The following is a 24548-nucleotide window of genomic DNA, read 5'->3' on the forward strand; positions in this document are numbered from 1 at the left end:
GCAACGCCCAAATCCTGTTGTCACCATGCACCATGATTGCCCCAAGCTAAGATTATGCGATCGCTAAGAGAAAAAGAAAAAACTCTCGCTACATTTAATCTGTCAATAGCTTAAAAAGATAGGAAACGAGAGTCATGAATCAATCATATCGTAGCGATCTAACTGACGAACAATGGGAATTGATTAAAACTTTAATCCCACAACCTAAAACTGGTGGTCGTCCTCGAACTGTAAATATGAGAGGGGTAATCAATGGAATTTTTTACATCTTAGTAGCGGGATGTGCGTGGTGCTTACTACCACATGATTTTCCGCTCAGGGAAAACGGTGTACCATTATTTTCGACAATGGCGTATAAGTGGTGACTGGAAACGCATTCATGAGCAATTAAGAAAATGGGTTAGAGCCATTGAAGATCGTCATCCAAGTCCTAGCGCAGCAGTTTTAGATAGTCAATCTGTCAAGACCGCAACTATGATTCATACTGAAGTTGGATCTGATTGTGCTAAGCAAATTAAAGGGCGCAAACGTCATGTTTTAGTAGATACTTTAGGGCTTTTAATTGTAGTAGTAGTTACTGCTGCTAATCTACCCGAACGAGCTTGAGCAAAGCTAGTCTTTGCTCAAGTTAAAAAAGAGCATCTTCAATTTTGGCGGTTAATAAAAATTTGGGTTGATGGAGGATTATAGAGGAGAAGAATTCATGAAGTGGGTTATGGATAACAGATGCGGGGAGTACCCCTTTCTCGATGGATTTTAGAAACCATCCTACCTCGAGACCAACAAAAGGGATTTAAAATCTTACCTCGGCGTTGGGTAGTTGAAAGAACTTTCGGATGGTTCAATTGGTGTCGTCGTTTAAACAAGGATTATGAAGTCTTACCTGCAACTTGGGAAACTATAATTCGAGTCGCTATGATTCGCCTTATGTTAAGAAGGCTGGCATAATTCAATACTTTTCAGACATCCTCTTAAATGGCTATACCAAATATTTTATATGTATAGCTATTAACAATTCATAGCTCACCTTAATTACAGCGGTTTGCATAACTAATTGGTACAGTAGCAACAGTGAGCAAACCAGTTACGAAAATGCTCTGGATTAGATAGGATTAAAGCAATATTTAACGATTGAGCGACTGCTTTGTGAGTTTTCGGCTTAAATTTGCGTAAAAATATCTTCAACTGTGACCAGAGATGTTTTATGGGATTGAACTCAGGTGAATAGGGAGAAAGATAAACCACCCTAGCACCAGCATCTTCGATGATTTTAGTCACCCCATCTACTTTATGCGCAGGTAGATTATCCATTACTACCACTGCACCCTTCGACAAATTAGGAGCCAACTCTTCAATTAAGAATTGTCGAAAATTCTGTCCATTCGTGCCCTTGTCGATTATTTTAATTGCCAAGACTGAATTTTGGGTCATTGCCTCCATAACAGTGATTCTCTTGCCTCGATCAAACGGTTTAAAATCATATGCTCTTTCTTTGTCCCTGAAAACTTCTTGCTCTTGTTCGCATTAAGCCCAGCAGCACCCCCATCTCGTCTAAGAAGATGAGGTTTTTAGTTTCTACTCCTTTGATTTGTGACCAGTATTCTAATTGTTGCTGTTGTTTTTCGTCTGTTGCTGCTTGACTACTGTCTTACCATTGCGGCTAGTTCTTGCTCCTCTGCTTTTAATTGGCTAGGTTTTCCACCTGAAGCTGTTTTAGGTTCAATATTTTTTGTCTTTCGTTTGAGTTCTACCAAATTCCACACCATTCCTTTGCTTACTTTAAACTGATTGGCTAATTTTCGTATTGATACTTCTACATACGGCAGTGCGCCTTTGTTCATGACTAGCAATTATTTTTTTTCTTAGATCTGATGAGTAAGGTTTCACGCTTTTTAAAATATTAGCGATCGCACTTTTGATATTTTAGAGTTATTGTTTCACATTGATATGCAAACCGCTGTATAATACTTTATTATTAAGTATTTTTGTTCTTAATTAATGTGGCAGCGCGGGCGCAAATGCGCCAAAGCGTCGCTAGACGCGACTTGCCTGCTAACGCAGGCTGCGTACGGAGCCAACCTGCAAAACGAACTAATAACGATTGAAAAAGTTACTTCGGGGAAAATCAATCTCTTCTGCGATTGCGATTTAATAGCCAAGAAAAGAAAAACCAAACAATATGCATCTTCATAGTCTGTTATAATTCTTATCAACAAATTTGCAACACTACCAGCGAGAATAGGAGTTTCAAATATGGCTTTAGATCAACTCGAGGCATTTTTAAAGAAAATGCAGTTTGAACCTGCACTTAAAAATGAGGTGCTCGCAACATCAACTGCAGATGATGTTGCGCGAATAGCACTAAAGCTTGGTTTTGAATTTTCAGGTGATGAATTATTGAGAATGTCAGGTAAGAAAGTTGGCAGAATTACTGTTAAAAAAAACGATCTTCCTGGAGAGTACTGGGGGAGTTGAGCAGATGCCAGATCACCTGTTCGCACTTGTCCAAAATCATCAGTGCCTTTTCCCAGTCGGTCGGGTTAAACCTGGCTTGGCTTTTTAGGAGGCACCATCAAAAAACATTCCCGAAAAAGAAAGACTGTAGTACGACGGGATGAAAGAAAAAAAGTCTGAAAAATAAGGCAACTAGCAAGTATTGCCCTTACTCAAGTCTCGCAGAAACATCCCTTTATGTTGATATTTTGACCTTGAATTAACTTGAAAAGTTACAAAACTTTGCGTCATGTCTTATTATTGCAGGTATGTCGGCTATACGCCTTTATAAAGAGGGAATGCCAGAAAATGTCGGTACTTATTTTGGTTACATTGATGAGGCGCAATATATTGCTGGAGTTGTTGCCGCCAACAACACAAAAACTGGAAAACTAGGTTTTGTCGCTGCCAAGCCAATTCCCCAGGTCTTACGCAACATTAATGGTCAATATGTTGGCAAGCACACTCAAGAACACTTGGCTTGTTCTTGAGTATGTCGGATTTTCCCTAGTTAGGGTCGAGTTGTTTACGACGTTTAGCTTCGCCCACTATACATCTTCATAATGCGAGTAAATTATTAAAATTAATCTGGCTATCAAAATATTAAAGTGCTGTAATGTATTGATTTAATTAAACACTAGAACAAAGAGTGAGAGCATATTCAAGCAGATTAAAGTTGATAGCGCGATCGCTCCGTTGAGTCAAGACCCCCTAAAGGGTGAAACACCCGTTAGCATTCCCTTGCGCCTGTCGGCGACGCGGGGTCTTGACTCAGTTTACTCGCCCTCGACAACCAAGGGATACCCCCCGCAGGTACCTCGCCCTCGACAGTTCCAGAAGACGCGGGGAACCCGCGCAACGGACTCACCTGCGGACGAAGCGTCCTTGGTCGCAACGGGGGGAACCCCAAGGGGGGTTCGTGCCTTTGCTCAACGGAGGGAACCTCCGCAACGCAACTGCCTCACCGCAACGGTTTTGCGAGACAGCCTTGCAGGAACGGCGGCTTTTGAGTGAGAAGCTTCCCACTCAAAACGCGCCTTGGCTTTCCCTCCGCAGACGAAGGACTTGTACGCACGTACTGTCGAGGGTGTCTCGCAACGGAGGGAACCTCCCTTCGGGTTCGTGCCTTTGCTTATGCCAGGGAACCTGTCCACCGCAACTGCTTCACCGCAACGTAACTGTTTCACCGCGTCGCCGCTACTGCGCCTACGGCGAATGCTTGGCGACAGAAACTCCTGACATTGGCTTTTATAATAATTTTGCCTTCATATAGCATTACGCGAATACGTTAGGACATTGTGAAAAAGCAGAATCAACACACTCTCTAACATTCTCAAAGTCGTAAATTCTCTGCTTCATCCATGTTTTTAGAACAGACCACCAACGCTCTATTTTATTTAAATCAGGAGAATATGGCGGTAAATAACAAATTTCGCATCCTGCCTCTTGGGTGATTTCTTGGATACTCTGTCCTTTATGGAAAGTCGCATTATCAATGACTATGATGTCACCAGGCTTCAATTGAGGAAGCAAGCTTTTTTCTAACCAAGTCTCGAATACATGACGGTTACAACATCCTTCATACGTTAGTGGAGCAAAGACTTTTCCAGATTTCAATGCAGCAATCCAACTAACCCTGGCTACTCTCTTGCCCGATTTCAGTGCATGACACCTTGTCCCCTTCAGACTGTAACCGTATGGATAATCCGATACGATTATCGAATCCTGCTTCATCCACATAGACTATTTTGCTCTTATCTATTTGATTGATACGTTCTAGAAATTGTTTTCTTTTCTCTTCATCTCTCTCTTGATACCCATAGGTTTGTCTTGGTCAGCGTACATGCGGGCAAGCCCTTTGTCTTGCGCCTGTCGGCGACGCGGGGTCTGACCGCTTTTTTTCTGGTTATGCCTATCTTTTTCATAGCATCGCTCACGTTTTGCTGAGTTAGATTATTGCCCCATAGTTGAGCTATTCGAGTAGTGCGTTTTATTGTTATGTTGCAGCACAAATTCCCAGAATTTTTGAAGGTTTTTAATTTTCGGTTTTTTTCCTTTTTGATAACTAGCAATCGCCTTAAAGTCTCCTGTTTCTTGTTCTCTTTTAAGCCATAAATCTAATGTATTACGACTAATAGCAAGCATTCGGCAGACATCAACTTTCTTTTCTCCGCTTTTTACTGCTTTAATCGCCTTAGCGCGTAAATCGTAACTGTAGGGAGATGCCATTAATTTATCAGTTGCTCGTTTCTCTTCTATTATGTCCTAACTTTCATACGTAATGCTATATTAAGTCTCCAGCTACTTTTGGTAAATGGTATAATTTAGCAACGCCGGACAGTCAGCAAAGAAACGAGACAAACCCAATCGCATCGAACGATTTAACTGTACGCTGCGTCAACGCGTCTTCAGGTTAGTGCGTAAAACACTCTCGTTTTCCAAAAAGTTAGAGAATCACATCGGCGCGATTTGGTACTTCATTCACTACTACAATGAGTCCTTACTTATTTAGGACTACCCGTCAGGCTAATGCTCAGAAGGCTTGCAGCCAACACCTAAGATGTCAAATAGGCTTTATATGCTGTAAAAAGGAGAATTATCTAATGCGAGCCAAGATCCGAGATACAGAGATTTACTTTGATATTGTCGGCGCGGGATTAGTGGCAGATGGAGCGCAATGGCAATCGCAGCCCGTCGCTTTCATCATTCACGGTGGACCTGGTGGCGACCATACACCGGATAAACCGACCTTCTCACCGCTCAGCCACAAGCTGCAACTAGTCTATTTCGACCATCGCGGGCAAGGGCGGTCAGCACGGGGAGCCAAGGAAACCTACACTTTAGACAATAATGTCGAAGACATGGAGGCCCTACGCCAATATCTGGGTGTAGACAAAATTATAGTCCTTGGGACTTCCTATGGCGGCATGGTGGCGCTGACCTATGCGATTCGCTATCCCCAGTACGTCTCTCATCTGATTGTTGTCTCCACGGTGGCAGATTCCCGCTTTCTAATTCGGGCACAGGAGATTCTTGCAGAACGTGGAACAGAGGAACAAAAGGCGATCGCTCAACGACTCTGGGATGGCGCGTTTGAGAATGAAGAACAACTACGCGAGTTCTTCCAGGTGATGATGCCGCTGTACTCGTTCACCTATAATCCCAACTCACCTCAGCCAGCATCGCCCCCAATGACGCTCTCTCCTGATGCCACTAATGTTGCCTTTGGTGGGTTTCTGCGCTGTTACAGCCTGCTAGACCAGCTCCATAAAATTACATCACCCACCTTAGTGATTGGAGGGCGACATGACTGGATTTGTCCACCGGAATTCTCTGAAGAAATCGCCAGTAAAATCCCCAATGCCGATCTGCGAATCTTTAATAACAGCAGTCATTTAATTCGGGTTGATGAGCCAGAAGCGCTTAGAGATACGATCGCAGGTTTCTTGGTCTACAAACAATAGCGATCAATTGCTACTTTACTTGTTCCGACATCTCCTGAAAAGCGAAGGAAACTAATAACAATCTCTGACTCTTTACCAATCGATGATCCGCAGACCGCTCTTATGACAGTAGGTCGAGGTCGCATCTACGATTCGAACACAGATACCATTGGCAATATTCCGCTAGTGCAACTAAAGCACTTAGCCGCTGAACAGAACTGCAGAGCTAAGATCCTGGCAAAGCTTGAGTTTTTAACCCACTCAGCAGCGTTAAGGACAGGGTCGGGGTCAGCATGATCGATGCGTTGGAGCAAGCTTGTCGTATCAAGCTGGGTAAGACTAGGCTTGTCGAAGCGACATCCAAAGACACTGGCATTGGTCTCGCCTTCGTAGCTGCTGCGCGAGGTTACAGGCTAACCATTTGGTTGTGTCGCAAAAACGAAGAGATAGCACTAGAAAGTGTTAATTTGAGAACTTGCTAATTCTCACTTACTTTGATTTATGGCTTCATCTAACCCCTTTAAATGGCGACACTTTCTACCTGAAATTATCCTACTTCTCGCGCATTCCCTTGCGCAGTAGCGGCGACGCGGTGAGACAGTCCGTTGGGCGGGTTCCCCGACTTGAAGGAACTGTCGAACCCTTTAAGGGGGTCACTCGTCAACGTGCGCTGGTATTGTCGCTATCCTCTCAGCTACAGAAACTTAGAGGAAATGATGCTAGAGCGAGGACTCGAAATTGACCATAGCACTATCAATCGCTGGGTTTTAGATTATGCTCTAGAATTGGAACAGCGTTGTCGTCCTCATCTCAAGCCCCCCAATGACTCTTGGGGTGTCGATGAGACTTATATTACGACTCGCGCGTTCCCTTGCGCAGTAGCGGCGACGCGGTGAGACAGTTGCGGTGGACGGGTTTCCCGGCATAAGCAAACTGAGGAAAGACCCCGCGTCGGCGTAAGACGCAAGGGAATGCTTTCCGATGTCGAACCATGCGCGGGGGTCGCTCGTCAAAGTCAAGAAACATTGGAAGTATCTCTATCGAGCAGTGGATAGTCAAGGTAATACCCTCGACTTTTTGTTGACAGCCAAACCAGACGCTGAAGCTGCTTAACGCTTCTTGCTTTGTTCTATACGAGTCGCGAAACCTTTGACTCGCGGGCTGTGCGCTTCTTCATCAAAGCCTTTAAGCTGACCATACTCAAAAACCAAGGGTAATTAACGTAGATAAAAATCCCGCTTATCCATCCGCAGTGAAAAGTCGGCAATCGGTTCAAGCCTTATCTCTATCAACCGAGTTACGACAAGTTAAGTATTTGATTGACACTCCCACGGCACAAAGCACGCTCCGCTAGGGGGATTTTTGATTCATCCCAAGTTAACTAGATCTGTCGCGACGTGAGTGGAACAAGCCGAACTAAATTCGGCGTTTCCTCACGTCAAAGACACATCCCTGCTATTGGCTTAGTCCACAAGCAAACACCGTCTGCCCGACGGCTAAAATGTTGAGCGAACTGTTATAGTCCCTCAGATTATGGCTATTACAGCTAGGGCAATTCCATTTACGGATTGAGAGAGGTAGTAGATCAATGATGTACCCGCATGGGTTACAACAGTCTTTGATAATTCCTGCTGCTGAAAACCTCACTACTGAAAAAGAAACTATTTCTCCCCAGTTGGTTGCCTGTTAAAATATTTTAGAATTCATCATAGTCTGATTTCTTGGACACGCAACTTAAAAACCGCATTAGTTAAAATCTCCTGCATCTAAATAGAGATCAGAAAAACATACAGGAGACGTTGGTAATGCAAATTTGTTATTACAACTTGCGTTGCGTACTTGGGCGATGTCCCCTCTTGCGGAACTGTCGTAAACAAAGCCTTCTCGAAGAGTACCCCTTAGAGGATCCATGATAGACATCTCATCGCACTCTTTTTGTTAGTTTGCCTTTTCTTGGTACGCGTTCCTTAGCATGGGAAACCTCTGCGGGATCGCACCGCTTTTTTATTTCCGACCTCAACTTGCTAAGGAATTGTCTCGTATTTGTCATTCATATAGGTCTGTAACGTGCAAAGCGAATGCTTTACCAGTCGTGCGATGCTCCGCACTTATAGTTTCCCAAGAAAATCTGGACGCTTCGTGTCCGTGACGAGGATCTGCACGTACGCGCGTGCGATTCGTTCTTCTGAAACCTCTGTGACTTCTGCAATTTTTGCCAAGAAAATAATTTTCAATTGCAATTTGTCAATTAAGTTTTTCGTCTCCTGACTAATAATTTTATTTTGTATATTTTGTACAAATTGCCTTCCATATATGTATTTCTTTTTGTTGAAATTACATATTTTCTGTTAACTGTCTACCAATCTTTTGGGTATATACGCTCGAAAATTACAAATTACAATACAAACAGATATGCTTTTAAAAAATCATTTCCTTGATTGCTCTTTTCGTTGTTTGGCAATTTTAGTATTATGCTCGACCTCTCTTATTTTAGAACCTTTAGTCGCTCAAGCTAATCAAAAAGTAGAGCAAAGTAATACTAACAATTCTAATTACACTCTTAACAAAAATAAAGTAACTGTTGCTAATTTCCAGGTTTTGCCTGCTACGCTCAATCTTTTTGCCTCCTTGGCGCCCGTTCCCTTGCGCCTTTCGGCGACACGGGGTCGCATCCACTTTATATATTTTTAGTTAAGGCGAATTAGCTAGAAAGTGATGTAGTGACTGAGGTGATGAGATTCCTACTACTTTAGCAATCTCTGGTAATGATTTCCTTTTAATTAGTGAAATGATTCCAGTCACGTAAATATTTGAAACATTCATAATTTTTCACATCAAAAAACAAGTCATTATAAGCGTCACAATATCGTTCGCATTAATTGAAACTGTCGGTGTAGGCGATCGCTTTAAATGTTTAAGAATCTGTAATTCTACATCCATTATCCTGTTTACCTCACAACCAACAAAAACTTTTTTATTATAGTTTAATTTTCGGAAACTGACAGAAGAGGGATAAGAGACTAGGTACAATTTCTTATGCTCAGTGCCATAAGAAGCAAGCTCGCTGCTAAAAGATTTTTCAAAAAGATGCTCAAAGCCAAATACATTGGGCAGCTAAGAGTGATTAATCTAGATAAAAATCCTGCTTATCCTTTTGCTATTGAAGAGTTAAAAGTAGAAAAGGTATTAGATAAAAAAGGTAAAATAAGGCAAGTAAAATACCTAAATAATCTAGTGGAACAAGACCATAGAGGAGTCAAAAAAATTACCAATGCTACTTTAGGATATAAATCATTTTATACAGCAGGGAAAACAATTAGAGGTATTAAAATTATGCGAATGATTGATAAAGGTCAAGTGAAAGGAGTTAACAAAAATGACGTCATCATGCAAAACAAATTTGTAGCGTCTCTCTTTGAAATTGCTGTCTAAAAAATTAGATAATTACAGAGTTATTTTGTTTTTATTAACTTTTTGCGACACAACCCTGAAATTTCTATCTTTAGTCTAGATTGTCGCCCCGCTAGCTGCGCGGAATGTCAGTTAGAAGCAAAATGGGGAGCCAGAGGAGCGCGTCTAGTATCACCTCCACCGCCAATTGCGGTGGGGCGGTTGTTGGTAACCAAATGCAAACTTTCGACTAAAGCATAATACTCTTGAAACCACTGACTATTCTGGTCATTTGTAGAATAAGTATAGCCATAGGTCTGCTCGAATTTTTCTTCAACTCCTTGTTGCAAGTTGAACGCGCTTACGTTCCAAGCCGTATCATCAACTACATAAGTTCCATAATCTTGCAGGGCATAAAACAGTTTAAGGGCCGGTAAACTCTCAATACCAAGTTGCTCTGGAGTTACATTCGGAGGAATTGCCAGTAATGAACCCATCTCAAAATTGGCATTTGTTCCCCCATAGTTGTCAGCAGCATAATTATCTGCTTTGTAGGCGGGCCAACGATACCCTGGTGTTTTGTCCGCATTGTCATAGTAGAGATATTTATCTGCCCAGACATTAATTTTTAAGGCATGGCGAATTGGTTCGCTGTCGCTTAATTCTCCAAGTCGAATCGAACCGCCAAGTCCAGAAAGTCCAGAACCGCCATGAGCACCAGTGATTCCCGTTCCATAGATATTTTCTTCTCCATAATACCAGCCATAGACGGAATCTCCTGGTTTGGTTCGAGCCAGAGGAGCCACCGCCACTACGGTTTCGCCATCTGGCTGAAGTATTGAGGCAACATTGTTGGGAGTTGAGGAAGGACTGGCATCGGCAACTAGTTGATCTTTGGGGAAGCGAATATAAATTTCGTCAGCAGGATTACCTGTCGGACTTTTAGTGCCACTAGCACGATTAGTCCAACTGCCAGGAGCATATAATCTGGTTAGTGGAGCGTTTTCTGAGACTTGGAAGAGTAATTCGTTATCGGCTGATGTCCATAGTCCTGTTTCTAAATTTGCTGGTTGGTAGACGGCGTTGCTACCGAGGGGTAAGTTCCAGATTGACTCGGTTGCAAAAGGCCATTCCCATGCTTCTCTTGTCTTTGGGAAAAAAGTCTGTGAAGACGTAGATGGAGTTGAAGCAGTCAATGTGCCACTTCCGCCTATTAATAAAAAGTTGATGTCTTCAGTGGTATGAGATTGTTCTAGATCTCTGGAAGTATCCTCTTCTACCATCATTTGTACTCCCTGACTATTCACATTTTGATAGCGTACCCCTGCCGAGTCAGTACCATCATAAGTTGCCAGAGAAGCTAATAATTGTGGAGCTCGCTCAAAACTATTTTCAAATTTAAGCGTACTCCATTCGTGTGTTACGCGGTTTCCCGTATTTCCTGCCTGATAAGAGAGCCCATTCCAACTGCCAGCTCCGGCTGAGATTGCCATCCAGCCAAGCGTTTCCGCAGGATGAGAAGTGTTTAATACTTCTTCTTCTTCCATTGCTAGAGAAAAACCGCGAGCAGAGGTATTTTTCTGACGAGTCCGAACAAAGTTAGATCCATTATCGGTTTGTACCTGGCTAAAAGTTGTGGGAGTATTTAAAAAATCGGTGCTAAAGTCAATTTGCTCCCAATCAGAATTAGTAACGGCATCTGAGTTAAGAGTTCCAACTTCAAGCTGGGTATCATTTTCTAATTCCCAAGTGCCTGCTTCTAGCACCAGATAACTAAAATTTTCGCCTGTGTGCCGTCCGTCTTTGTAGTTAGGTTCTTGAACACGAGCCGTGAAGCGATCTGCCTTGATATCTTCGATACGAACTACTGCTGGATCGGAGCCATTTCGAGATAAGGGTTGAGCAAATACAACTGGATTAGCGTAGCTGTTCTCTAGAACAATAGTTTGACTGACATGTTTTAAGTCAATAACTTGACCAATTTCGCCAATCAACATAGATTGAGCATCACTAAAATCTTCAAACATCATGCAAATTTAAATAAACAAATATCAAACAGAACAAATATTTAATATGTTTGAAGCTTAAGCTTACAAATTAATTCCGTTTCCTGAATAATTAATAGTATGCTCAAAAAATTTGTAAATGAGTACAGTAAATAAACTATGTTTTGATAAAAAGTTTATATTAAAGTAAGTAATTTTTCGCAAAATATAGTTTATTAGTTTTGTTTTATGAGTCGATATACTAGACTTCTTGCAAAATGATTTTATGATAGGATGGAATGCTTTTTCTATTTTTAGAGTATGAACTACGCAAAAGTTTAGCGGGGCGACAATCTAGACTATAAAGTAGAGGAAGAGGGAGTTTGAGACAAGTAGCAAAAAAAGATAGGCTGAAGATCGAGTCATTAAACCTATCGTCATATAATGTTACCTGAATTATATTAAACCCATTTCCAAAAATATCTCAAGTTATGCAATTACTTGTTATTAGAGATTCTAATTAATCTCTTACAATCAATCAAACAAGTAAATCTAGAAAGATCAGCAACTTCTTTGCCATTACTAATACGGTTCTGTTGCAAAAACTAAAAATTGCGACGTATTATAATTTAGGTACAAATAACTACTAAGTTAAATGAACTCACAGCAACCATTCAAGTGAAAACATTTTCAAGGAAAAGTAATTTTACTTTGCGTTCGTTAGTATCCAAAGTACGCCCTCAGTTACAGAAATCTAGAAGAAATAATGATGGAAAGAGGGTTATCTGTAGACCACACAACAATATATAGATGGATGATGATTTACGCACCTCAAATAGAGAAAAGGAGTAGAAAACATCTCGAAGCTACTAATGATTCTTGGAGAGTAGACGAGACATACATTAAAGTAAAAAGAAAGTGGGCGTGGCGACGGCAAACGGACAAAAAACAATGCTCTCTCGTATAATTAGAATTATATAACTTAATTTAGTAAAAGATTAAACTGTGTGCATAAATAGACTTGTACGTCGAGTTTGGCTTTACTGAACGTATAATTAAAGGAAATTAGCACGACTATCGATCAAAAAACTCAGCGTATAATTGCGCAGTGCCAGAAATCTATCTACATCTGAAGCTCTAGTTATTACAAAAGACTCGATTAATTATCGAGACAATTTCGTGCAGTTTCTAACCGAATCAGAACGAAGTGCTTACGCCATTAAAAACTATCTCTGCGATTTAAAGAGTTTGACGCTGTGGTTAGAATCCAAAGGAAATACAGAATTTGCCCCTAGATTGATTACTCCTACTGACTTACAAGAGTATAAACACTATCTAGACAAGGCATTACAATTAAAGCCTCAAACAATTAATCGTAAGCTTTAAAGTCTCCGTATATTTCTCAATTGGGTGGGAACAAAAGGTTATCTCCCCGATAATCGCTTGCCTCATGTTCCTCAACCCATAAAAGAACAAGCTTCAGCCGCAAAATGGTTGGATAGACTCGATCAACACACCCTATGCCGAATAGTAGAGAAAACTAGAGACATTGCGGTCGTCAAACTACTATTAAACACAGGATTGAGAGTTTCCGAACTTTGTGCCTTAACCTAAAACGATATCAAAATTAGTCCCAAAAAAGGATGCTTGAGTGTCAATCATGGCAAAGGTTTAAAAAGAAGAACTATTCCTCTCAACGAAGATGCGCGATCTATATTATTAGAACTGGGATATTATAAGCAAAAAGGTAGTAACCAACTGCTGTTTATCGGTCAAAGAGGGGTAATGACTCCCAGAGGAATTGAAAGCACATACTCGAAAATACGTTAAACAAACCGATTTAGAAAATGTTTCGCCCCATCAACTTCGACATACATTTTGTAAAAATCTTGTTAATGCAGGAGTCAGCTTAGAAAAAGTTGCTATCTTAGCAGAACATGACAACCTGGAAATCACCCAGCGTTACTTGTAGCGACCTGAAATTATAATCACTCCGACCCGAAATCATCGGCGTTTTCAGCCCAGATTAAATGAAACTATAATTTTGCTTCGACTCACATTATGGGTCTTGCGCACTTTTGGTAAATCAGGATCGGGCGATCGCCGATTACTAGACAGGACACAAAAATCTTTTCTTGAGTAGTTCGTGACTGGCACGACCAGACATTTGACGTTATGAGCATCTTGAGTCGATTAACTTTTCTTCAACTTGCTTATTACTCCATTGATAAGTCACTCCATTCTTGACAGCATTTAAATCGTCTTTCAGTTTGGTAGCAAAACCAGTAATTGCTCTCATCTTACTTTCCTCGGCGTTTTTTAACCATTCTGCTAATTTATTTTGTTTCTTGGTGCGCGTTCCCTTGCGCCTGTCGGCGACGCGGGGTCGCACCGCTTTTCGACGAACTAAATCGGCAAAATCCATTGTTAAAGAAATGACCGTATTGAGATCGGGATGTTGTTTTTTCAGTAATTTAATAGCTTTGGTTTCAGCTTCACTTTGATTGATGGTATAGCGTAGAATTGACCACACTGCTACTGCCTGACGTACCGTCATCATAAATACTAGGGGTACTGGTCTACTAGGTTTTTCTCTTGGTTTAAGTCTTTGTACCTCACGCAAACGGTGAGTATATCGAGCTAAAGTGACATAGCTTCATTCGTAGCCCTGTTCTTTAATTTCAAGATAAAGTTTTTGGGTATCATGAAAGCCAGAATTCCATCGTGACTGAAGATACTTTTTGTAGGGAGAGACTTTACATCGTCCTTTATCACTTCGTCCTTTCCTTTCAGGAAACTTTGGGCTGCGAAGATAACGAAAAACTGTACTTTTTCCAATTCCTAAATGGTGATCAATTGCTTTTCCCCCATAACCTTTTTTGTGTAAAGCCCATGCTTTGTCCTATTTTTCTTTTCTTTGCTTTCGTCTTACTTGGGCAAGTTTAAGAGCCTTGATAGGATTTAGAGGAGGTTGAATAGATTGAGCTAAAACTTTTTTGTCTTCAATAATCGGACAATTATTGGTCTAGTCTTCAACATTTTCAAGTAATTTTCTATATTAGTTTGACACGACTTCTAACATTTGAGCTAAATTTTGTAGTAGGTGAAAGCAGTCTGCCACCTGAATAGCCTCTGGACATCCTCGTGATACTCCTTCTTTAGAAGCCTTCGCCCGATCTCTAGAAATAATTTTTACTCCAGGATGTTCTTGTAACCACTCAGCTAAAGTTGTAGCTGTGCGGTTAAAAAGTAATTCTATTGGTTAACGAGTTTTCAAATCTACCAAAATAGTGCCGTAGGTATGGCGTTTGCGATATGCCCAATCGTCTACTCCTAGAACTCTGGGTACAGGATGAAATGGTAATGGCATCTTCATCACTAATCTTAATAAGGTCTGACGACTAATTTTAACGGACAAATGTTGAGTCAAACGAGAGCCTGGTAATCCCCCCTGTGCTAAACCTACTTTAGTAAATTGAATATTCAATCGCTCTGTTCGTCTCGCCTAAGATGCTGCTATTTTAGGTAATCTTTGGGTGAAAATTCGACGTTCACAATTTGAGTTAGAGCAGAATAATTTTCGAGTTGAAAGCTTCAAGCAGACTTGAATAGTTACCCCAAGATACATCTAGTAGCGATCTCTGATAATTACTATGAACTCGATCACTTGTTGAATTACAAATCGGACAAACTGCCTGTATATTCTTTGTTTCGACTTGTATCGTTAGTTGATTTTCTGCTTCACTGATTGACCAAGAAGTTATCTTGAGACAAAAAAACCAGGTAGTAAGTGAGAATTGTTAAAAGGGTGATTTTGTGACATAAATAACCGCTTTTTTTAGCTCTCATTTTATTTACGCACAAAATCTTTTTGTAGCGATCGCCCGATCTTGATTCAGCAAAAGTGTGCAAGACCCTTAATCTGTGATGAAAACGCCGATGATTTCGGGTCGGAGTGATTATAATATGAATTACTTAAATGTTTGCTACAAATAAAGCGTCTAAAATAAAGTCCCATCCTGTAATAGATGCGATCGTAGAGAAAGTGAAATGTGATAATACTTTCGATAGCTTATGTTTGAGGCGATCGAGATGAGCGAATAATTCCCATTTAAGGTGCTTTTTGATTTCTTTCCACAGTCGCTCAATCTGATTAACTTGAGGACTGTAAGGAGGTTAGAAAATCAAGATTACATTATCTGGTAAATTTAGTTCAGACCAAATATGCCAACGACCATTATCAAGTTGAATTAAATGTAGTTGTTTTGGATGAGATCCACGTGAACCAATCAAGATATTGCTGAAAACAAACACCGTCCACATGAGAAAACTCAGCAAAAAAGCGGATGCGAACACTTTAGGGGTTCGCCAGTTCCCTGCGGAAGGGTTTCCCTCCCGCAGGACTGGGACTGGACTCACCGCGTCGCCGTTAGAGCGGGCGGAAATGCTTACTATCATTTAAAAACAGGATGTCAGTGGGAATATCTTCCTCAGAATTTCCCTCCTGCTTCAACTGTATATAGCTAAAGCTCGAAGATGGCAAAAGAAAGGAATTTGGGAAACCATCAATCAGAAAATGAGAGAATTAGTCAGGCAAAAAGAAAACAAATTTCGACAGTCGCTATTTAGCGATCGCTCTCTTTATTCCTCTGGCTCTCATGGCAGTAGTCCCGAACTAATAGATAAGCTGTCACCTTTGTTTGCCCGTAATGGAGTTCAGCTTTATCTCAACGGACACGACCACGACTATGAACGTACCGAACCCATTGAAGCAAGTAAGGTACAGCATATGTTACCTGTGGCAATGGCGCACAGCTAAGAGATGTCGGTGAGTCAGACTGGACTGCCTATTCTGTTCCTAGATTGGATTTTGCTGCTGTTGAAGTATATTCAGATAGAGTGGAAATCACGGGGATTGGTACTAATAGAGAAATATTTGATCGCGGTAAAGTTTTAATTAGCTAGGATTAATTGCTTTTGGATAGTAAGCTAAAGCACCATGAGAATTTTATTAGTAGAAGATGACGATCGCATTGCCAAACCTTTAGCAGAAGGTTTTAAAAACGAATATTACGTAGTAGAAATAGCTACCGATGGTTTGTCGGGGTGGGAATACGCTCAAGGGGCTGAGTTTGAGATGATTCTATTAGATTTGATGCTGCCAAAATTAGACGGCATTACCTTATGTAAGCGGTTAAAAGAGGCTAAATCTAAAGCCTCAATTTTTATGCTCACAGCTAAAGATACTACCGATGACAATGTAATTGGTTTAGATGCGGGAGCAGACGACTACTTAGTAAAACCATTCAGACTCAAAGAATTAGCAGCAAGAGTTAGGGCTTTATCCTGCAGAAGCTACGAACTCAAGCCACAAGTTCTTAGCTATGAAGAATTACAGCTTAATCCTAGTACGGGGGAAGTAACCTATGAAAATAACTTGCTTTCTTTGACCCCCAAAAAATATTTAATTTTAGAATACTTTTTACGCCATCCCCAACAGATTTTAACTCGTTCGGCTATTCTCGATAAGCTGTGGGAGTTTGACAATTTATCAGGGGAAGGAACAATCAAAACTCATATTACTAACCTACGCTCAAAACTTAAAGCAGCAGGAAGTAAAAATAAATTAATCGAAATGGTTTATGGTATTAGTTATCGTTTGAGTTCGTTATAAAATTAGCCCTTAACTATGATGTTTCAAAAAATTCGCTATCGCTTATTTTTATCTAACTTACTGGTTTTGGCTCTAGTTTTGTCAAGCTCGGCTTTTGTCGTGCGTATATTGTTTATTCGTAATCTCAAACAACAGCTAACCGAACGATTAATAGCCGTAGCACAGGGAATTGCTGCCAGTTCCGAGTTAGAGCATGGACAATTGGAGTTGCAAACAAAGTTCTCTCCACAACAATTAAGAGCTCATCAGCAGGTTTTTCAATGGTTCGATACTCAGAAACGATTAATCGAACAACAGGGAGATCCCAATTATGCTCCTACTTTACCTTTTAATGCCGAGCGAACAGTTCAAACTCAAAGCGATAAAATTAAGCTTCTGATAGTAACTTTGCCGATCGTTGAAAACAATAGTAGGCGGTTAATCGGTCATATTCGCCTCAGCGAATCTTTAGAAGAAATAGACGAAACTATCGCTCGATTAGATGTGGGGTTGGCTGCTGGTGCGTTTGTTGCTCTGTTTCTTAGTGGGTTGGGTAGTGGTTGGCTCAATCGTCAGGCAATGCAGCCCATTGAAGAAAGTTTTAAACGTTTGAAGCAGTTTACCGCCGATGCTTCTCACGAACTACGAAGCCCTTTGATGGCAATTAGTACTAATGCAGAGGTAGCTTTAACCTATTCTGACGGAATGCGAAAGAGCGATGGTGAAAAATTTCAGGCAATTTCTATGGCAACCGATCAAATGTCTCAACTTACAGAAGATTTACTGTTACTAACCCGAGCCGATAAAGTCTCTAGTTTTGAATCTAAAAAGATCGATCTGACGACTCTACTTATAGGCTCAGTTAATCTATACAGACCTCAGGCACAAACCAAACAAATTGAACTCAAAGCTGAGATTGAAAATGACCTATGCTTAATTGGAGATGAAGCTAAATTGGCACGAGCCTTTACTAATCTAATTCAAAACGCGATTCAATATACTCCTGCCAATGGAGAAGTTGAAGTTACTGGTAATAGAATTGGTCAAGAACTTTTAGTAAACATAGAAGATACAGGAATAGGTATTGCATCCGAACATTTAGATTTAGTCTTCGATCGCTTGTGGCGTGCAGATCGCTCTCGTTCCTATTACAAAGGAGGTTCTGGCTTGGGATTAGCAATTACACAAGCTATTATTTATAGCCATAAAGGGACAATTACCGTTACCAGTCAAGTAGATATCGGCAGTTGTTTTACGGTAAGCCTACCTATGGCTTTTACTAACTAATAAGAACCAAAAAATAGTTGAAGTTAGCCATATTCTTGCAAAGTTCCTGACATTTAATTCTTAAAATAAGTTGTCCATTAGGAATTAAACATCATGAACAAAAAGATGTTGAATAGAGTTCCAGAGGTAACGCTTTATTTCTGGATTATCAAGATATGCGCCACTACCGTTGGCGAGACTGGAGCAGATTTTCTGGCATTTACGATGAATTTTGGTTTAGCAGCTACATCCTATCTGATGAGTGCCTTACTTGCAGTTGTGCTTTGGAATCAGTTTCGGCTTAAACAGTATGTACCCGTTAGTTACTGGGCTGTAGTAGTTTTAGTTAGCATCGTTGGTACATTAATTACCGATCGCCTTGTCGATGAAATGGGAGTGAGTTTAGTAACAATTACAGTTGTTTTTACTCTGGCTTTATTGGGGTTATTTGCATGGTGGTATGTCAGTGAAAGCACATTAGCGATGCACTCGATTAAAACAACCAAAAGAGAACTGTTTTACTGGGTGGCTATTTTACTAACCTTTGCCTTGGGTACAGCAGCAGGAGACTTGTTAGCAGAGGGATTGAAATTGGGGTATGCAGTGTCGGCACTTCTATTTGCCTCGGTAATTGCCATAATTGCGATCGCTTATTATCGTTTCAACATCAATGCAGTCTTAACCTTTTGGCTGGCTTATGTTTTGACTCGCCCGTTAGGCGCATCTATTGGCGATTTATTATCTCAATCAGTAAAAAATGGTGGACTGGGTTTCGGTACGGTGGGAACTACCATCGCTTTTACTACAACGATCGCCATCCTGATTGTTTATATGAGCATCAAGCAAAAAAGAAACGACGGGCAATTATCAAAGCTCCTATAATGAATGATCTAGATTGGCAATTACCCTTAGATAGAGCAATTAATGTATTACTGAGGATAATCTCATCTTAAGTTGCAGGTGAATCAATCAAACTTTGGTATATCGAATCAAATATAAAGTACAAAAAGTAGAAGAGATATAAACTATGAATTCGCCAAACATTGATACGACTACCAAACCAGGAATCGACGAGAAAGCATATCAGTATCTATTGTCTGTCTCATTACGAGAACCACAAGTGTTAGCCGAACTACGTCAGGAAACTGCAAAACTCCCCATGAGTATGATGCAGGTATCTTCCGTTCAGGGGCAGTTTTTGAGTTTGTTAGTACAGTTAATTGGAGCTAAAAAAACCTTAGAGGTTGGCGTATTTACGGGTTATAGTTCCCTAGCGACAGCTTTGGCATTACCAGAGGATGGTAAAATAATTGCTTGCGATGTTAATGAAAAGTTTACGCAAATAGCTCATCGCTATTGGCAGAAAGCTGGAGTCGCCGACAAAATTGATCTAAAGATTGCACCAGCCTTGGATACTCTAAATCGCTTAATTGCCCAGGGTGAGGCTGGTAGTTTTGATTTTGCCTTTATCGATGCGGATAAAATCAATTATCTCAATTATTATGAAAAGACATTAGAGTTGCTTCGCCCTGGAGGTCTAATCGCGATTGATAATGTATTGTGGTGGAAAGGAGATCTTGTCGAGCCAGAATTAGACGAGCAGGCTGTGGCGATCGCCGATTTTAATCGAAAACTACATCAAGATAAACGAGTCACAATTAGTATGTTACCAGTTGCTGATGGTCTGACTTTGGCAGTTAAGAATTAATTATTAATTAGACAAAATAAATAGCCTCTCATATTTTGGGAGACTATTTTTGTAATGTTGGTAGTTTACAATTTACCTAGTTTGAGTCACGCTAAGTTCATAATGGAGTACTTCTTTTTGCATTTGTACTTTTTTGTCTACAGTACGTTCAGTAAAAGTCTTGTTAAATTCTCTTTCTAGGCGATTGCTCATGCCTTTGTGGCTCTTCTAATTTTTTGGGCAAAGCTTTTTGGACCCAAACTGGAATCTTTCTTGGTTTGACTGAACTAGCAGTTTGCCTCTTCTAATTTTTTAGTCCTCCTTGACGATATTTAGCTAACCAATCTTGTAAAGTGACTCGATGTCTTCCTAAAAATTCTGCAGCTTGAGTAATAGTTTTAGCTTTTTGACTTTTAAGCAGATAAAGTAGTTGGATTCTTTCTTTTCCTGAGCCTGTTTTTTCTTTTCTTAATAGTTGCTTGAGTTCTGCTTCGGTTTCTAGAATATTTAAGTGATAGACTCCTGCCATAATTCTTCAAAAAATTCAACTAAAGAAATTATCCTCTATCTGTAGCCTTCTTTTCCAAAATTGGTATAACTTGTCTGCTTCTCTGCAAAACCTCGCATTCTAGTTAAATAAAGAGTTTTCCAATTTCTGTGTATGAACCTCAGCTTGGCTGCTGTTACTGGTTACTTTAGTGAGCCACTTATTAGTTAATCAATTTTTATTGGTGGAAGTTTAATCTATTCCTGGAATTCGAGTTACTCTTTTGTGGTTTTCATTTGCTCGTTCTTGTCCAGGTGCAGCTTGGTTCCATTGCCTGTATGCTTCCCTGCGAACGCGATCCCATTCGCGAGCTTCTTCACCTGCTGCACCTTCTAACTTCAAATCATCTTCCAAAAGTGTTGGATAGCGAGTATCAAGTCTTGATTCTCCTTGCTCATTTCGTCCAACTCCAAAGCCCCACCTCACTGTTCCTAAATCTTTACCTGTTTTCTTGTCCATGGCAATTGTCATAGCATCAAACTGATAACCTGGTTCAACGATCGCCTAGATGAAGTAAAACTCCTCGAACTAGAGCGTGACGTTGTTTTTTTTTGTCTGCTGGGTTCGCCGTACATTGTTTTACTTTTGGTGTTGTGTTGTAAAAACTGTACGAATAGCTCAAGTCAGTGCTATTTATCTCGTTCATCTCGTTCACTTACATCTGTTACCAAGTCTATATTCTTCATCAAATGGTCTTTCAATTTAGGATTCATATATTGCGTTGCCTGCGGAGCCCCTGTGGGCGTTGCTTTTGGTCCTGGTTCTAGTCCCAGCTGTTTTCGCATCATTCTTGTTGCCATATTAGGTCCAGTCTTAAAGGGAGCGTTTTGATCCAATTCCGATTTATTTATGTCGAGAGGATTATTTTCTTTTGGATCGTTGAGTTTAGAAATTTCGTCAATCATTAGATTGATTGTTTGGTTATTTGGTTCTACGGCAATTAAGTTGTTGTTAAACTCTCCATTTGTATATTTTTTGTCTGCTGTTTCTTGCAGTCGTTCCTTGAAAGGAGCTTTTGACTCAGGCGTATTACGCAGTACACTTTGACTATCTCGTACCATTGGACTAATCTCGTTCTTCAAAGTGGTAATCTCCCCGAACTTAGCATCTCCTTTCCCTCCTGGTCTGCATAATTAGGTAGAGATAAGTTGCCTGGTGCTATGTCTAAGTCAGCATAGATTCCGCCATGGTTTTTTAAGACGCTATACCTTGCCACGTCTGATGCCATCGTCCTAGCATTATGGTTCACCGCATAGTCATAAACATGTTTATTTTTTGGGTCTATTTCTTCCTCTACTGGTTTAACGTTAACATTCATTTTCTCTAGTTCTTTCAGCTTGTCTCGATGATTTTCCTGCCATTCATTGATGCTAGGACTATCGGTCCAGAGGGTCTTATTCCATCCAGCTGATTTTTCTCCCATATTTCCCCATTGCTGTAGGTGCGGCCATTCTTGATTCTCCCTTCCAGGTGACTCTCCTTTCCAGAAAAAATGCAGATTTTGAGGTATTGGAGAACCTCCCGCTGGGAGATCGCTTGTGTCTTCCTTGCCCAAAGTAGAGGACTGCATGGCTTGCAGATACTGCGGTGGCTGCTGGGACGGTCCTGCTTGCTGCGGTGGCTGCTGGGATGGTCCTGCTTGTTGCTGCTGCTGACTAGCCTGTCGCGGATGGCGTACTTTATTAATAAACTTTTTCCCTTTTTCTTTCGCTTTTTTCATTGTTAATGCTCCCTATGCTTTAAATATTGTTTAAACGGTTAAAATCTGGTTCAAAATCACCCTAAATTAAAAATTCATGGTTGTAGTAGTGGCAAAAGGCGCGTCTGTTTTAAGGCTAAAAAGTGCCTTTTGCTGGCGTTGAAACTTTGATTAAATCCAGCCAGCGACTTCTACACTCGTCAATGACTTGCCTAATTTCTCATACTCAGTTTGAGTAGCCGTTAAAATATGCTTCATTTGGACAGCTTCTCCAGCATCAGCCGCTACAAAGGCAGCATTAAGGGCAATAATGCGGATATTTCCCCCAGCAGTATTGAGCTGAGCAAGCTTTTCAAAAGCTAATCCTTGAGTGGGGGTATTCGAGGGAAAAATTCGTTGCCAAATTTTTTCTCGATGCGCCGCATCTGGGAAAGAAAATTGAGTCACAAAGCGCAACCGTCGCAGAAAGGCAGAATCCAAATTGCTCTGCAAGTTTGTGGTTAAAATGGCTAGTCCAGAATAAGATTCCATTCGCTGTAGCAAATAACTAACCTCAAGATTGGCGTAGCGATCTTTAGAATCCTTTACTTCACTCCGTTTACCAAAAATTGAATCTGCTTCGTCAAATAATAAAATAACGCCACCACTCTCTGCTCCATCAAAAATACGCTGGAGACTTTTTTCGGTTTCGCCAACATATTTGCCCACAACTGAGGACAATTCAATTTTATAGAGATCTAAGTTTAACTCATTGGCAAGCACTCCAGCAGCAAGTGTTTTTCCCGTTCCGCTAGGACCAGAAAATAAAGCTGTGATACCCAGTCCACGTCTATTCTTGGCTGCAAATCCCCAATTTTCATATACTTTAGCCTTTTGGCGAACGTGGGCTGAAATTTGCTTCAACGTATGCTCTTGTAGGGGCGGTAATACCAAATCTTCCCAAGTCAATTTAGATTCAATCCGCTCTGCAAGTTTATCTAAACCAGGTCGCGCTTGAACGCGACAATTCTCCCATAATGCCTGTTTGAAGGAAAAAGTAGATTGCGTTGTCAATTGTCCAATGGCTGCGGTACAGGCACTACGAATTGTAGAAGTGCTTAGGTAAAACTGAGATGTGAGTGTTTGCAAATCTTGAGACAACTGTTCTGAGTTTGGGATTAACCTGCTTTGTCCGTTGAGTTGGGTTTTGAGTTCGTCTACAGAGACTTGCCAGGTAATTAACTGTTCTTGGGGTTCTGGTTTGGGAATATCAAAGCGAATCATCTTACACTTTAACTCTTGGAGTGGAACGCGCGTTGTGATAATGATAAACCCTGAAAATTCCTCCATGAGTTGATTGAGCGCAGCACGTTGTTCTGGATCGAAAAGATCCGTATCATCGCAATTGAGCAGAAGCGCTTTATGCTCTAAAATACATTCTCTCTTCAATCGGCGAGTGAAAGCAGTTAAGTCGTTAGAGTTTAGAGGAATGCGATCGCAGTTCAGAAGACTGATGCGTCGCCTAAGTTGGTGACAAACGACTTGGGTAATATCTATCTTATCTTCTATTTCTGAACCGCACAGTTGAATTACGGGGGGAATATTTTGAGATGAGCTTGGATGCCATAACGGGGCTATTTTATCGGCTAAGCTCTGGTGAGAGGACATTAGTTGATTGGGACAACGTGAAGGTGGTTCAGTAAGTCCTACTAGTAATGGGTCTATCGTTGGGATACCTTGAAGGTAATGAAGGATTCTTTCATCTATAAACAATTGTTTATTCAGAAGGCTATTCCCCGAACCTAAATCGATGAGCTTCCAGTAACGAAGTACTCCACCAGGAGTTAATGCACTCCAATGAGTATTTGGTAAGGCTCTGAGAGCTAACCCAAATGTTGGATAGTAGTAGTTCTCATCATTATGAGCTTTAGTGCATAACCCTGGAAAACGCGAATCGAGTTCAATGGCAGCGCAAAAAACCAGTATATAAAACTCAAATTCTGAAAGTCTAAATCTTTGACAAATTTGCTCAAAAGCTGGAGGGAATGACATTTCAGAAGCTATATTCAGGAGTTTAGAGCGATCGCAATCGGTGTTTGAAGATCTTGCATCAGGGTCGTTTTTAGATTGATTGATAAAGTTTTGTAAAATATTGTGGACTAGATCGAAGGCGGCAAATGAATAATGTTGGTTGGCTTGGTACCAGACATTAAAATCTGTTGAACTATACATTAATAGGAGATCCTTGAAACTCAAAATTTACGTCTGAAAGTTTTTGTTTCCGTAGGCGGTCAATAAATAATAGTAAGATTTTAGAGGCTATTACCTCAATGCTTATAGATTAAGAGCTAAGCAAGTGAATGCAATTAGACTTTTGTCGAAGTTCCCAACAATTCTTGATTGTCT

General features: G+C 40.6%; 23 protein-coding genes and 11 pseudogenes. 19 read left to right on the forward strand and 15 right to left on the reverse strand.

Annotation, left to right across the window (positions count from 1 at the left end; genetic code table 11):
- The first annotated feature begins 134 nt into the window (after positions 1 to 134).
- Positions 135 to 948 (forward strand): annotated as a pseudogene (locus SLP02_RS25880) (IS5 family transposase).
- A gap of 102 nt (positions 949 to 1050) precedes the next feature.
- Here the strand turns inward: SLP02_RS25880 and SLP02_RS25885 are convergent.
- Positions 1051 to 1476: pseudogene (locus SLP02_RS25885) on the reverse strand (transposase); the annotation flags it as partial.
- Positions 1477 to 1640: 164 nt separating this feature from the next.
- Positions 1641 to 1841 carry a hypothetical protein gene (locus SLP02_RS25890; protein WP_319423569.1) on the reverse strand — a complete coding sequence of 67 codons (201 nt, stop codon included), beginning with the start codon at positions 1839 to 1841 and terminating at the stop codon, positions 1641 to 1643.
- A gap of 412 nt (positions 1842 to 2253) precedes the next feature.
- Here SLP02_RS25890 and SLP02_RS25895 point away from each other — a divergent pair, with 412 nt between their 5' ends.
- Entirely contained in the window at positions 2254 to 2475 is a 222-nt protein-coding gene (locus SLP02_RS25895) for a Nif11-like leader peptide family natural product precursor (RefSeq protein ID WP_319423570.1), read from the forward strand.
- A 302-nt stretch (positions 2476 to 2777) separates the two neighbouring features.
- Positions 2778 to 2951 (forward strand): annotated as a pseudogene (locus SLP02_RS25900) (BMP family ABC transporter substrate-binding protein); the annotation flags it as partial.
- A gap of 817 nt (positions 2952 to 3768) precedes the next feature.
- On the opposite strand, the pseudogene SLP02_RS25905 reads toward SLP02_RS25900, so the two are convergent.
- Positions 3769 to 4722 (reverse strand): annotated as a pseudogene (locus tag SLP02_RS25905) (IS630 family transposase).
- Between the two features lie 136 nt (positions 4723 to 4858).
- Between SLP02_RS25905 and SLP02_RS25910 the strand changes: the two are divergent.
- The 5 genes and pseudogenes from SLP02_RS25910 to SLP02_RS25925 form a co-directional block, all read left to right on the forward strand.
- Positions 4859 to 5005 (forward strand): annotated as a pseudogene (locus SLP02_RS25910) (IS1 family transposase); the annotation flags it as partial.
- A gap of 91 nt (positions 5006 to 5096) precedes the next feature.
- Complete coding sequence (locus SLP02_RS25915) at positions 5097 to 5957, forward strand: alpha/beta fold hydrolase (protein WP_319423572.1); 861 nt, start codon at positions 5097 to 5099, stop codon at positions 5955 to 5957.
- 102 nt (positions 5958 to 6059) lie between these two features.
- Positions 6060 to 6358 (forward strand): annotated as a pseudogene (locus SLP02_RS26950) (pyridoxal-phosphate dependent enzyme); the annotation flags it as partial.
- Between the two features lie 183 nt (positions 6359 to 6541).
- Positions 6542 to 6790, forward strand: a pseudogene (locus tag SLP02_RS25920) (IS6 family transposase); the annotation flags it as partial.
- 154 nt (positions 6791 to 6944) lie between these two features.
- A pseudogene (locus SLP02_RS25925) lies at positions 6945 to 7046 on the forward strand (DDE-type integrase/transposase/recombinase); the annotation flags it as partial.
- Between the two features lie 345 nt (positions 7047 to 7391).
- Here SLP02_RS25925 and SLP02_RS25930 read toward each other — a convergent pair.
- Both SLP02_RS25930 and SLP02_RS25935 read right to left on the reverse strand, forming a co-directional pair.
- Entirely contained in the window at positions 7392 to 7562 is a 171-nt protein-coding gene (locus SLP02_RS25930) for a zinc ribbon domain-containing protein (protein WP_319423735.1), read from the reverse strand.
- 1071 nt (positions 7563 to 8633) lie between these two features.
- A pseudogene (locus SLP02_RS25935) lies at positions 8634 to 8876 on the reverse strand (IS701 family transposase); the annotation flags it as partial.
- A gap of 96 nt (positions 8877 to 8972) precedes the next feature.
- Between SLP02_RS25935 and SLP02_RS25940 the strand changes: the two are divergent.
- Positions 8973 to 9368 (forward strand): DDE-type integrase/transposase/recombinase, encoded by a 396-nt coding sequence (locus SLP02_RS25940; protein ID WP_319423573.1) that lies wholly within the window; start codon positions 8973 to 8975, stop codon positions 9366 to 9368.
- 107 nt (positions 9369 to 9475) lie between these two features.
- Here SLP02_RS25940 and SLP02_RS25945 read toward each other — a convergent pair whose 3' ends face one another.
- Positions 9476 to 11356: a hypothetical protein gene (locus tag SLP02_RS25945; protein WP_319423574.1), complete on the reverse strand. Its 1881-nt coding sequence runs from the start codon at positions 11354 to 11356 to the stop codon at positions 9476 to 9478.
- A 658-nt stretch (positions 11357 to 12014) separates the two neighbouring features.
- Here SLP02_RS25945 and SLP02_RS25950 point away from each other — a divergent pair.
- From SLP02_RS25950 to SLP02_RS26955, 5 genes and pseudogenes are all read left to right on the forward strand, one after another.
- Positions 12015 to 12239, forward strand: a pseudogene (locus SLP02_RS25950) (IS6 family transposase); the annotation flags it as partial.
- Between the two features lie 251 nt (positions 12240 to 12490).
- Positions 12491 to 12697 (forward strand): hypothetical protein, encoded by a 207-nt coding sequence (locus SLP02_RS25955; RefSeq protein ID WP_319423575.1) that lies wholly within the window; start codon positions 12491 to 12493, stop codon positions 12695 to 12697.
- A 24-nt stretch (positions 12698 to 12721) separates the two neighbouring features.
- Positions 12722 to 12925: a hypothetical protein gene (locus SLP02_RS25960; RefSeq protein ID WP_319423576.1), complete on the forward strand. Its 204-nt coding sequence runs from the start codon at positions 12722 to 12724 to the stop codon at positions 12923 to 12925.
- A gap of 33 nt (positions 12926 to 12958) precedes the next feature.
- Entirely contained in the window at positions 12959 to 13141 is a 183-nt protein-coding gene (locus tag SLP02_RS25965) for a hypothetical protein (protein ID WP_319423577.1), read from the forward strand.
- Complete coding sequence (locus SLP02_RS26955) at positions 13113 to 13283, forward strand: tyrosine-type recombinase/integrase (protein WP_413467294.1); 171 nt, start codon at positions 13113 to 13115, stop codon at positions 13281 to 13283. Before SLP02_RS25965 ends, SLP02_RS26955 begins: the two co-directional genes overlap by 29 nt.
- Before the next feature lie 201 nt (positions 13284 to 13484).
- Here SLP02_RS26955 and SLP02_RS25970 read toward each other — a convergent pair whose 3' ends face one another.
- The 4 genes from SLP02_RS25970 to SLP02_RS25980 all read right to left on the reverse strand — a co-directional run bounded on the left by SLP02_RS25970 (position 13485) and on the right by SLP02_RS25980 (position 15769).
- On the reverse strand, positions 13485 to 13934 hold the full coding sequence (locus SLP02_RS25970) for a DesA/ISL3 alpha bundle tail domain-containing protein (RefSeq protein ID WP_319423578.1): 450 nt from the start codon (positions 13932 to 13934) through the stop codon (positions 13485 to 13487).
- 435 nt (positions 13935 to 14369) lie between these two features.
- Positions 14370 to 14570 carry a transposase gene (locus SLP02_RS26960; RefSeq protein ID WP_413467435.1) on the reverse strand — a complete coding sequence of 67 codons (201 nt, stop codon included), beginning with the start codon at positions 14568 to 14570 and terminating at the stop codon, positions 14370 to 14372.
- Between the two features lie 3 nt (positions 14571 to 14573).
- Positions 14574 to 14798 (reverse strand): hypothetical protein, encoded by a 225-nt coding sequence (locus SLP02_RS25975; protein WP_319423579.1) that lies wholly within the window; start codon positions 14796 to 14798, stop codon positions 14574 to 14576.
- A 689-nt stretch (positions 14799 to 15487) separates the two neighbouring features.
- Positions 15488 to 15769: a hypothetical protein gene (locus SLP02_RS25980; RefSeq protein ID WP_319423580.1), complete on the reverse strand. Its 282-nt coding sequence runs from the start codon at positions 15767 to 15769 to the stop codon at positions 15488 to 15490.
- Between SLP02_RS25980 and SLP02_RS25985 the strand changes: the two are divergent.
- The 5 genes and pseudogenes from SLP02_RS25985 to SLP02_RS26010 form a co-directional block, all read left to right on the forward strand.
- A pseudogene (locus SLP02_RS25985) lies at positions 15761 to 15929 on the forward strand (transposase); the annotation flags it as partial. The gene SLP02_RS25980 and the pseudogene SLP02_RS25985 overlap by 9 nt on opposite strands.
- A 381-nt stretch (positions 15930 to 16310) precedes the next feature.
- Positions 16311 to 16985 (forward strand): response regulator transcription factor, encoded by a 675-nt coding sequence (locus tag SLP02_RS25995; RefSeq protein WP_319423582.1) that lies wholly within the window; start codon positions 16311 to 16313, stop codon positions 16983 to 16985.
- A gap of 15 nt (positions 16986 to 17000) precedes the next feature.
- Positions 17001 to 18251 (forward strand): sensor histidine kinase, encoded by a 1251-nt coding sequence (locus tag SLP02_RS26000; protein ID WP_319423583.1) that lies wholly within the window; start codon positions 17001 to 17003, stop codon positions 18249 to 18251.
- 93 nt (positions 18252 to 18344) lie between these two features.
- On the forward strand, positions 18345 to 19112 hold the full coding sequence (locus SLP02_RS26005) for a COG4705 family protein (RefSeq protein WP_319423584.1): 768 nt from the start codon (positions 18345 to 18347) through the stop codon (positions 19110 to 19112).
- A 145-nt stretch (positions 19113 to 19257) separates the two neighbouring features.
- Positions 19258 to 19938 (forward strand): class I SAM-dependent methyltransferase, encoded by a 681-nt coding sequence (locus SLP02_RS26010; RefSeq protein ID WP_319423585.1) that lies wholly within the window; start codon positions 19258 to 19260, stop codon positions 19936 to 19938.
- Between the two features lie 283 nt (positions 19939 to 20221).
- Here SLP02_RS26010 and SLP02_RS26015 read toward each other — a convergent pair whose 3' ends face one another.
- From SLP02_RS26015 to SLP02_RS26035, 5 genes are all read right to left on the reverse strand, one after another.
- On the reverse strand, positions 20222 to 20446 hold the full coding sequence (locus tag SLP02_RS26015; protein ID WP_319423586.1) for a helix-turn-helix domain-containing protein: 225 nt from the start codon (positions 20444 to 20446) through the stop codon (positions 20222 to 20224).
- A 210-nt stretch (positions 20447 to 20656) separates the two neighbouring features.
- A complete protein-coding gene (locus SLP02_RS26020) occupies positions 20657 to 20935 on the reverse strand; it encodes a hypothetical protein (RefSeq protein WP_319423587.1) in 279 nt (92 codons plus the stop codon).
- A gap of 158 nt (positions 20936 to 21093) precedes the next feature.
- Positions 21094 to 21525, reverse strand: a complete 432-nt coding sequence (locus SLP02_RS26025) for a hypothetical protein (protein WP_319423588.1) — start codon at positions 21523 to 21525, stop codon at positions 21094 to 21096.
- Positions 21526 to 21542: 17 nt separating this feature from the next.
- Entirely contained in the window at positions 21543 to 22184 is a 642-nt protein-coding gene (locus SLP02_RS26030) for a glycosyltransferase (protein ID WP_319423589.1), read from the reverse strand.
- Positions 22185 to 22334: 150 nt separating this feature from the next.
- Positions 22335 to 24374, reverse strand: a complete 2040-nt coding sequence (locus tag SLP02_RS26035; RefSeq protein ID WP_319423590.1) for an ATP-binding protein — start codon at positions 24372 to 24374, stop codon at positions 22335 to 22337.
- Positions 24375 to 24548: the final 174 nt, after the last annotated feature.

This window comes from Pleurocapsa sp. FMAR1 (genome assembly GCF_963665995.1).
In the GTDB taxonomy this organism is placed as follows: domain Bacteria; phylum Cyanobacteriota; class Cyanobacteriia; order Cyanobacteriales; family Xenococcaceae; genus Waterburya.

Coding starts and splice junctions, on each gene's coding strand:
- SLP02_RS25890 (WP_319423569.1), bottom strand. CDS start 1,841: ATGAACAAAGGCGCACTGCCGTATGTAGAAGTATCAATACGAAAATTA.
- SLP02_RS25895 (WP_319423570.1), top strand. CDS start 2,254: ATGGCTTTAGATCAACTCGAGGCATTTTTAAAGAAAATGCAGTTTGAA.
- SLP02_RS25915 (WP_319423572.1), top strand. CDS start 5,097: ATGCGAGCCAAGATCCGAGATACAGAGATTTACTTTGATATTGTCGGC.
- SLP02_RS25940 (WP_319423573.1), top strand. CDS start 8,973: ATGCTCAGTGCCATAAGAAGCAAGCTCGCTGCTAAAAGATTTTTCAAA.
- SLP02_RS25945 (WP_319423574.1), bottom strand. CDS start 11,356: ATGATGTTTGAAGATTTTAGTGATGCTCAATCTATGTTGATTGGCGAA.
- SLP02_RS25980 (WP_319423580.1), bottom strand. CDS start 15,769: ATGATAGTAAGCATTTCCGCCCGCTCTAACGGCGACGCGGTGAGTCCA.
- SLP02_RS25995 (WP_319423582.1), top strand. CDS start 16,311: ATGAGAATTTTATTAGTAGAAGATGACGATCGCATTGCCAAACCTTTA.
- SLP02_RS26000 (WP_319423583.1), top strand. CDS start 17,001: ATGATGTTTCAAAAAATTCGCTATCGCTTATTTTTATCTAACTTACTG.
- SLP02_RS26005 (WP_319423584.1), top strand. CDS start 18,345: ATGAACAAAAAGATGTTGAATAGAGTTCCAGAGGTAACGCTTTATTTC.
- SLP02_RS26010 (WP_319423585.1), top strand. CDS start 19,258: ATGAATTCGCCAAACATTGATACGACTACCAAACCAGGAATCGACGAG.
- SLP02_RS26015 (WP_319423586.1), bottom strand. CDS start 20,446: ATGGCAGGAGTCTATCACTTAAATATTCTAGAAACCGAAGCAGAACTC.
- SLP02_RS26020 (WP_319423587.1), bottom strand. CDS start 20,935: ATGACAATTGCCATGGACAAGAAAACAGGTAAAGATTTAGGAACAGTG.
- SLP02_RS26025 (WP_319423588.1), bottom strand. CDS start 21,525: ATGGTACGAGATAGTCAAAGTGTACTGCGTAATACGCCTGAGTCAAAA.
- SLP02_RS26030 (WP_319423589.1), bottom strand. CDS start 22,184: ATGAAAAAAGCGAAAGAAAAAGGGAAAAAGTTTATTAATAAAGTACGC.
- SLP02_RS26035 (WP_319423590.1), bottom strand. CDS start 24,374: ATGTATAGTTCAACAGATTTTAATGTCTGGTACCAAGCCAACCAACAT.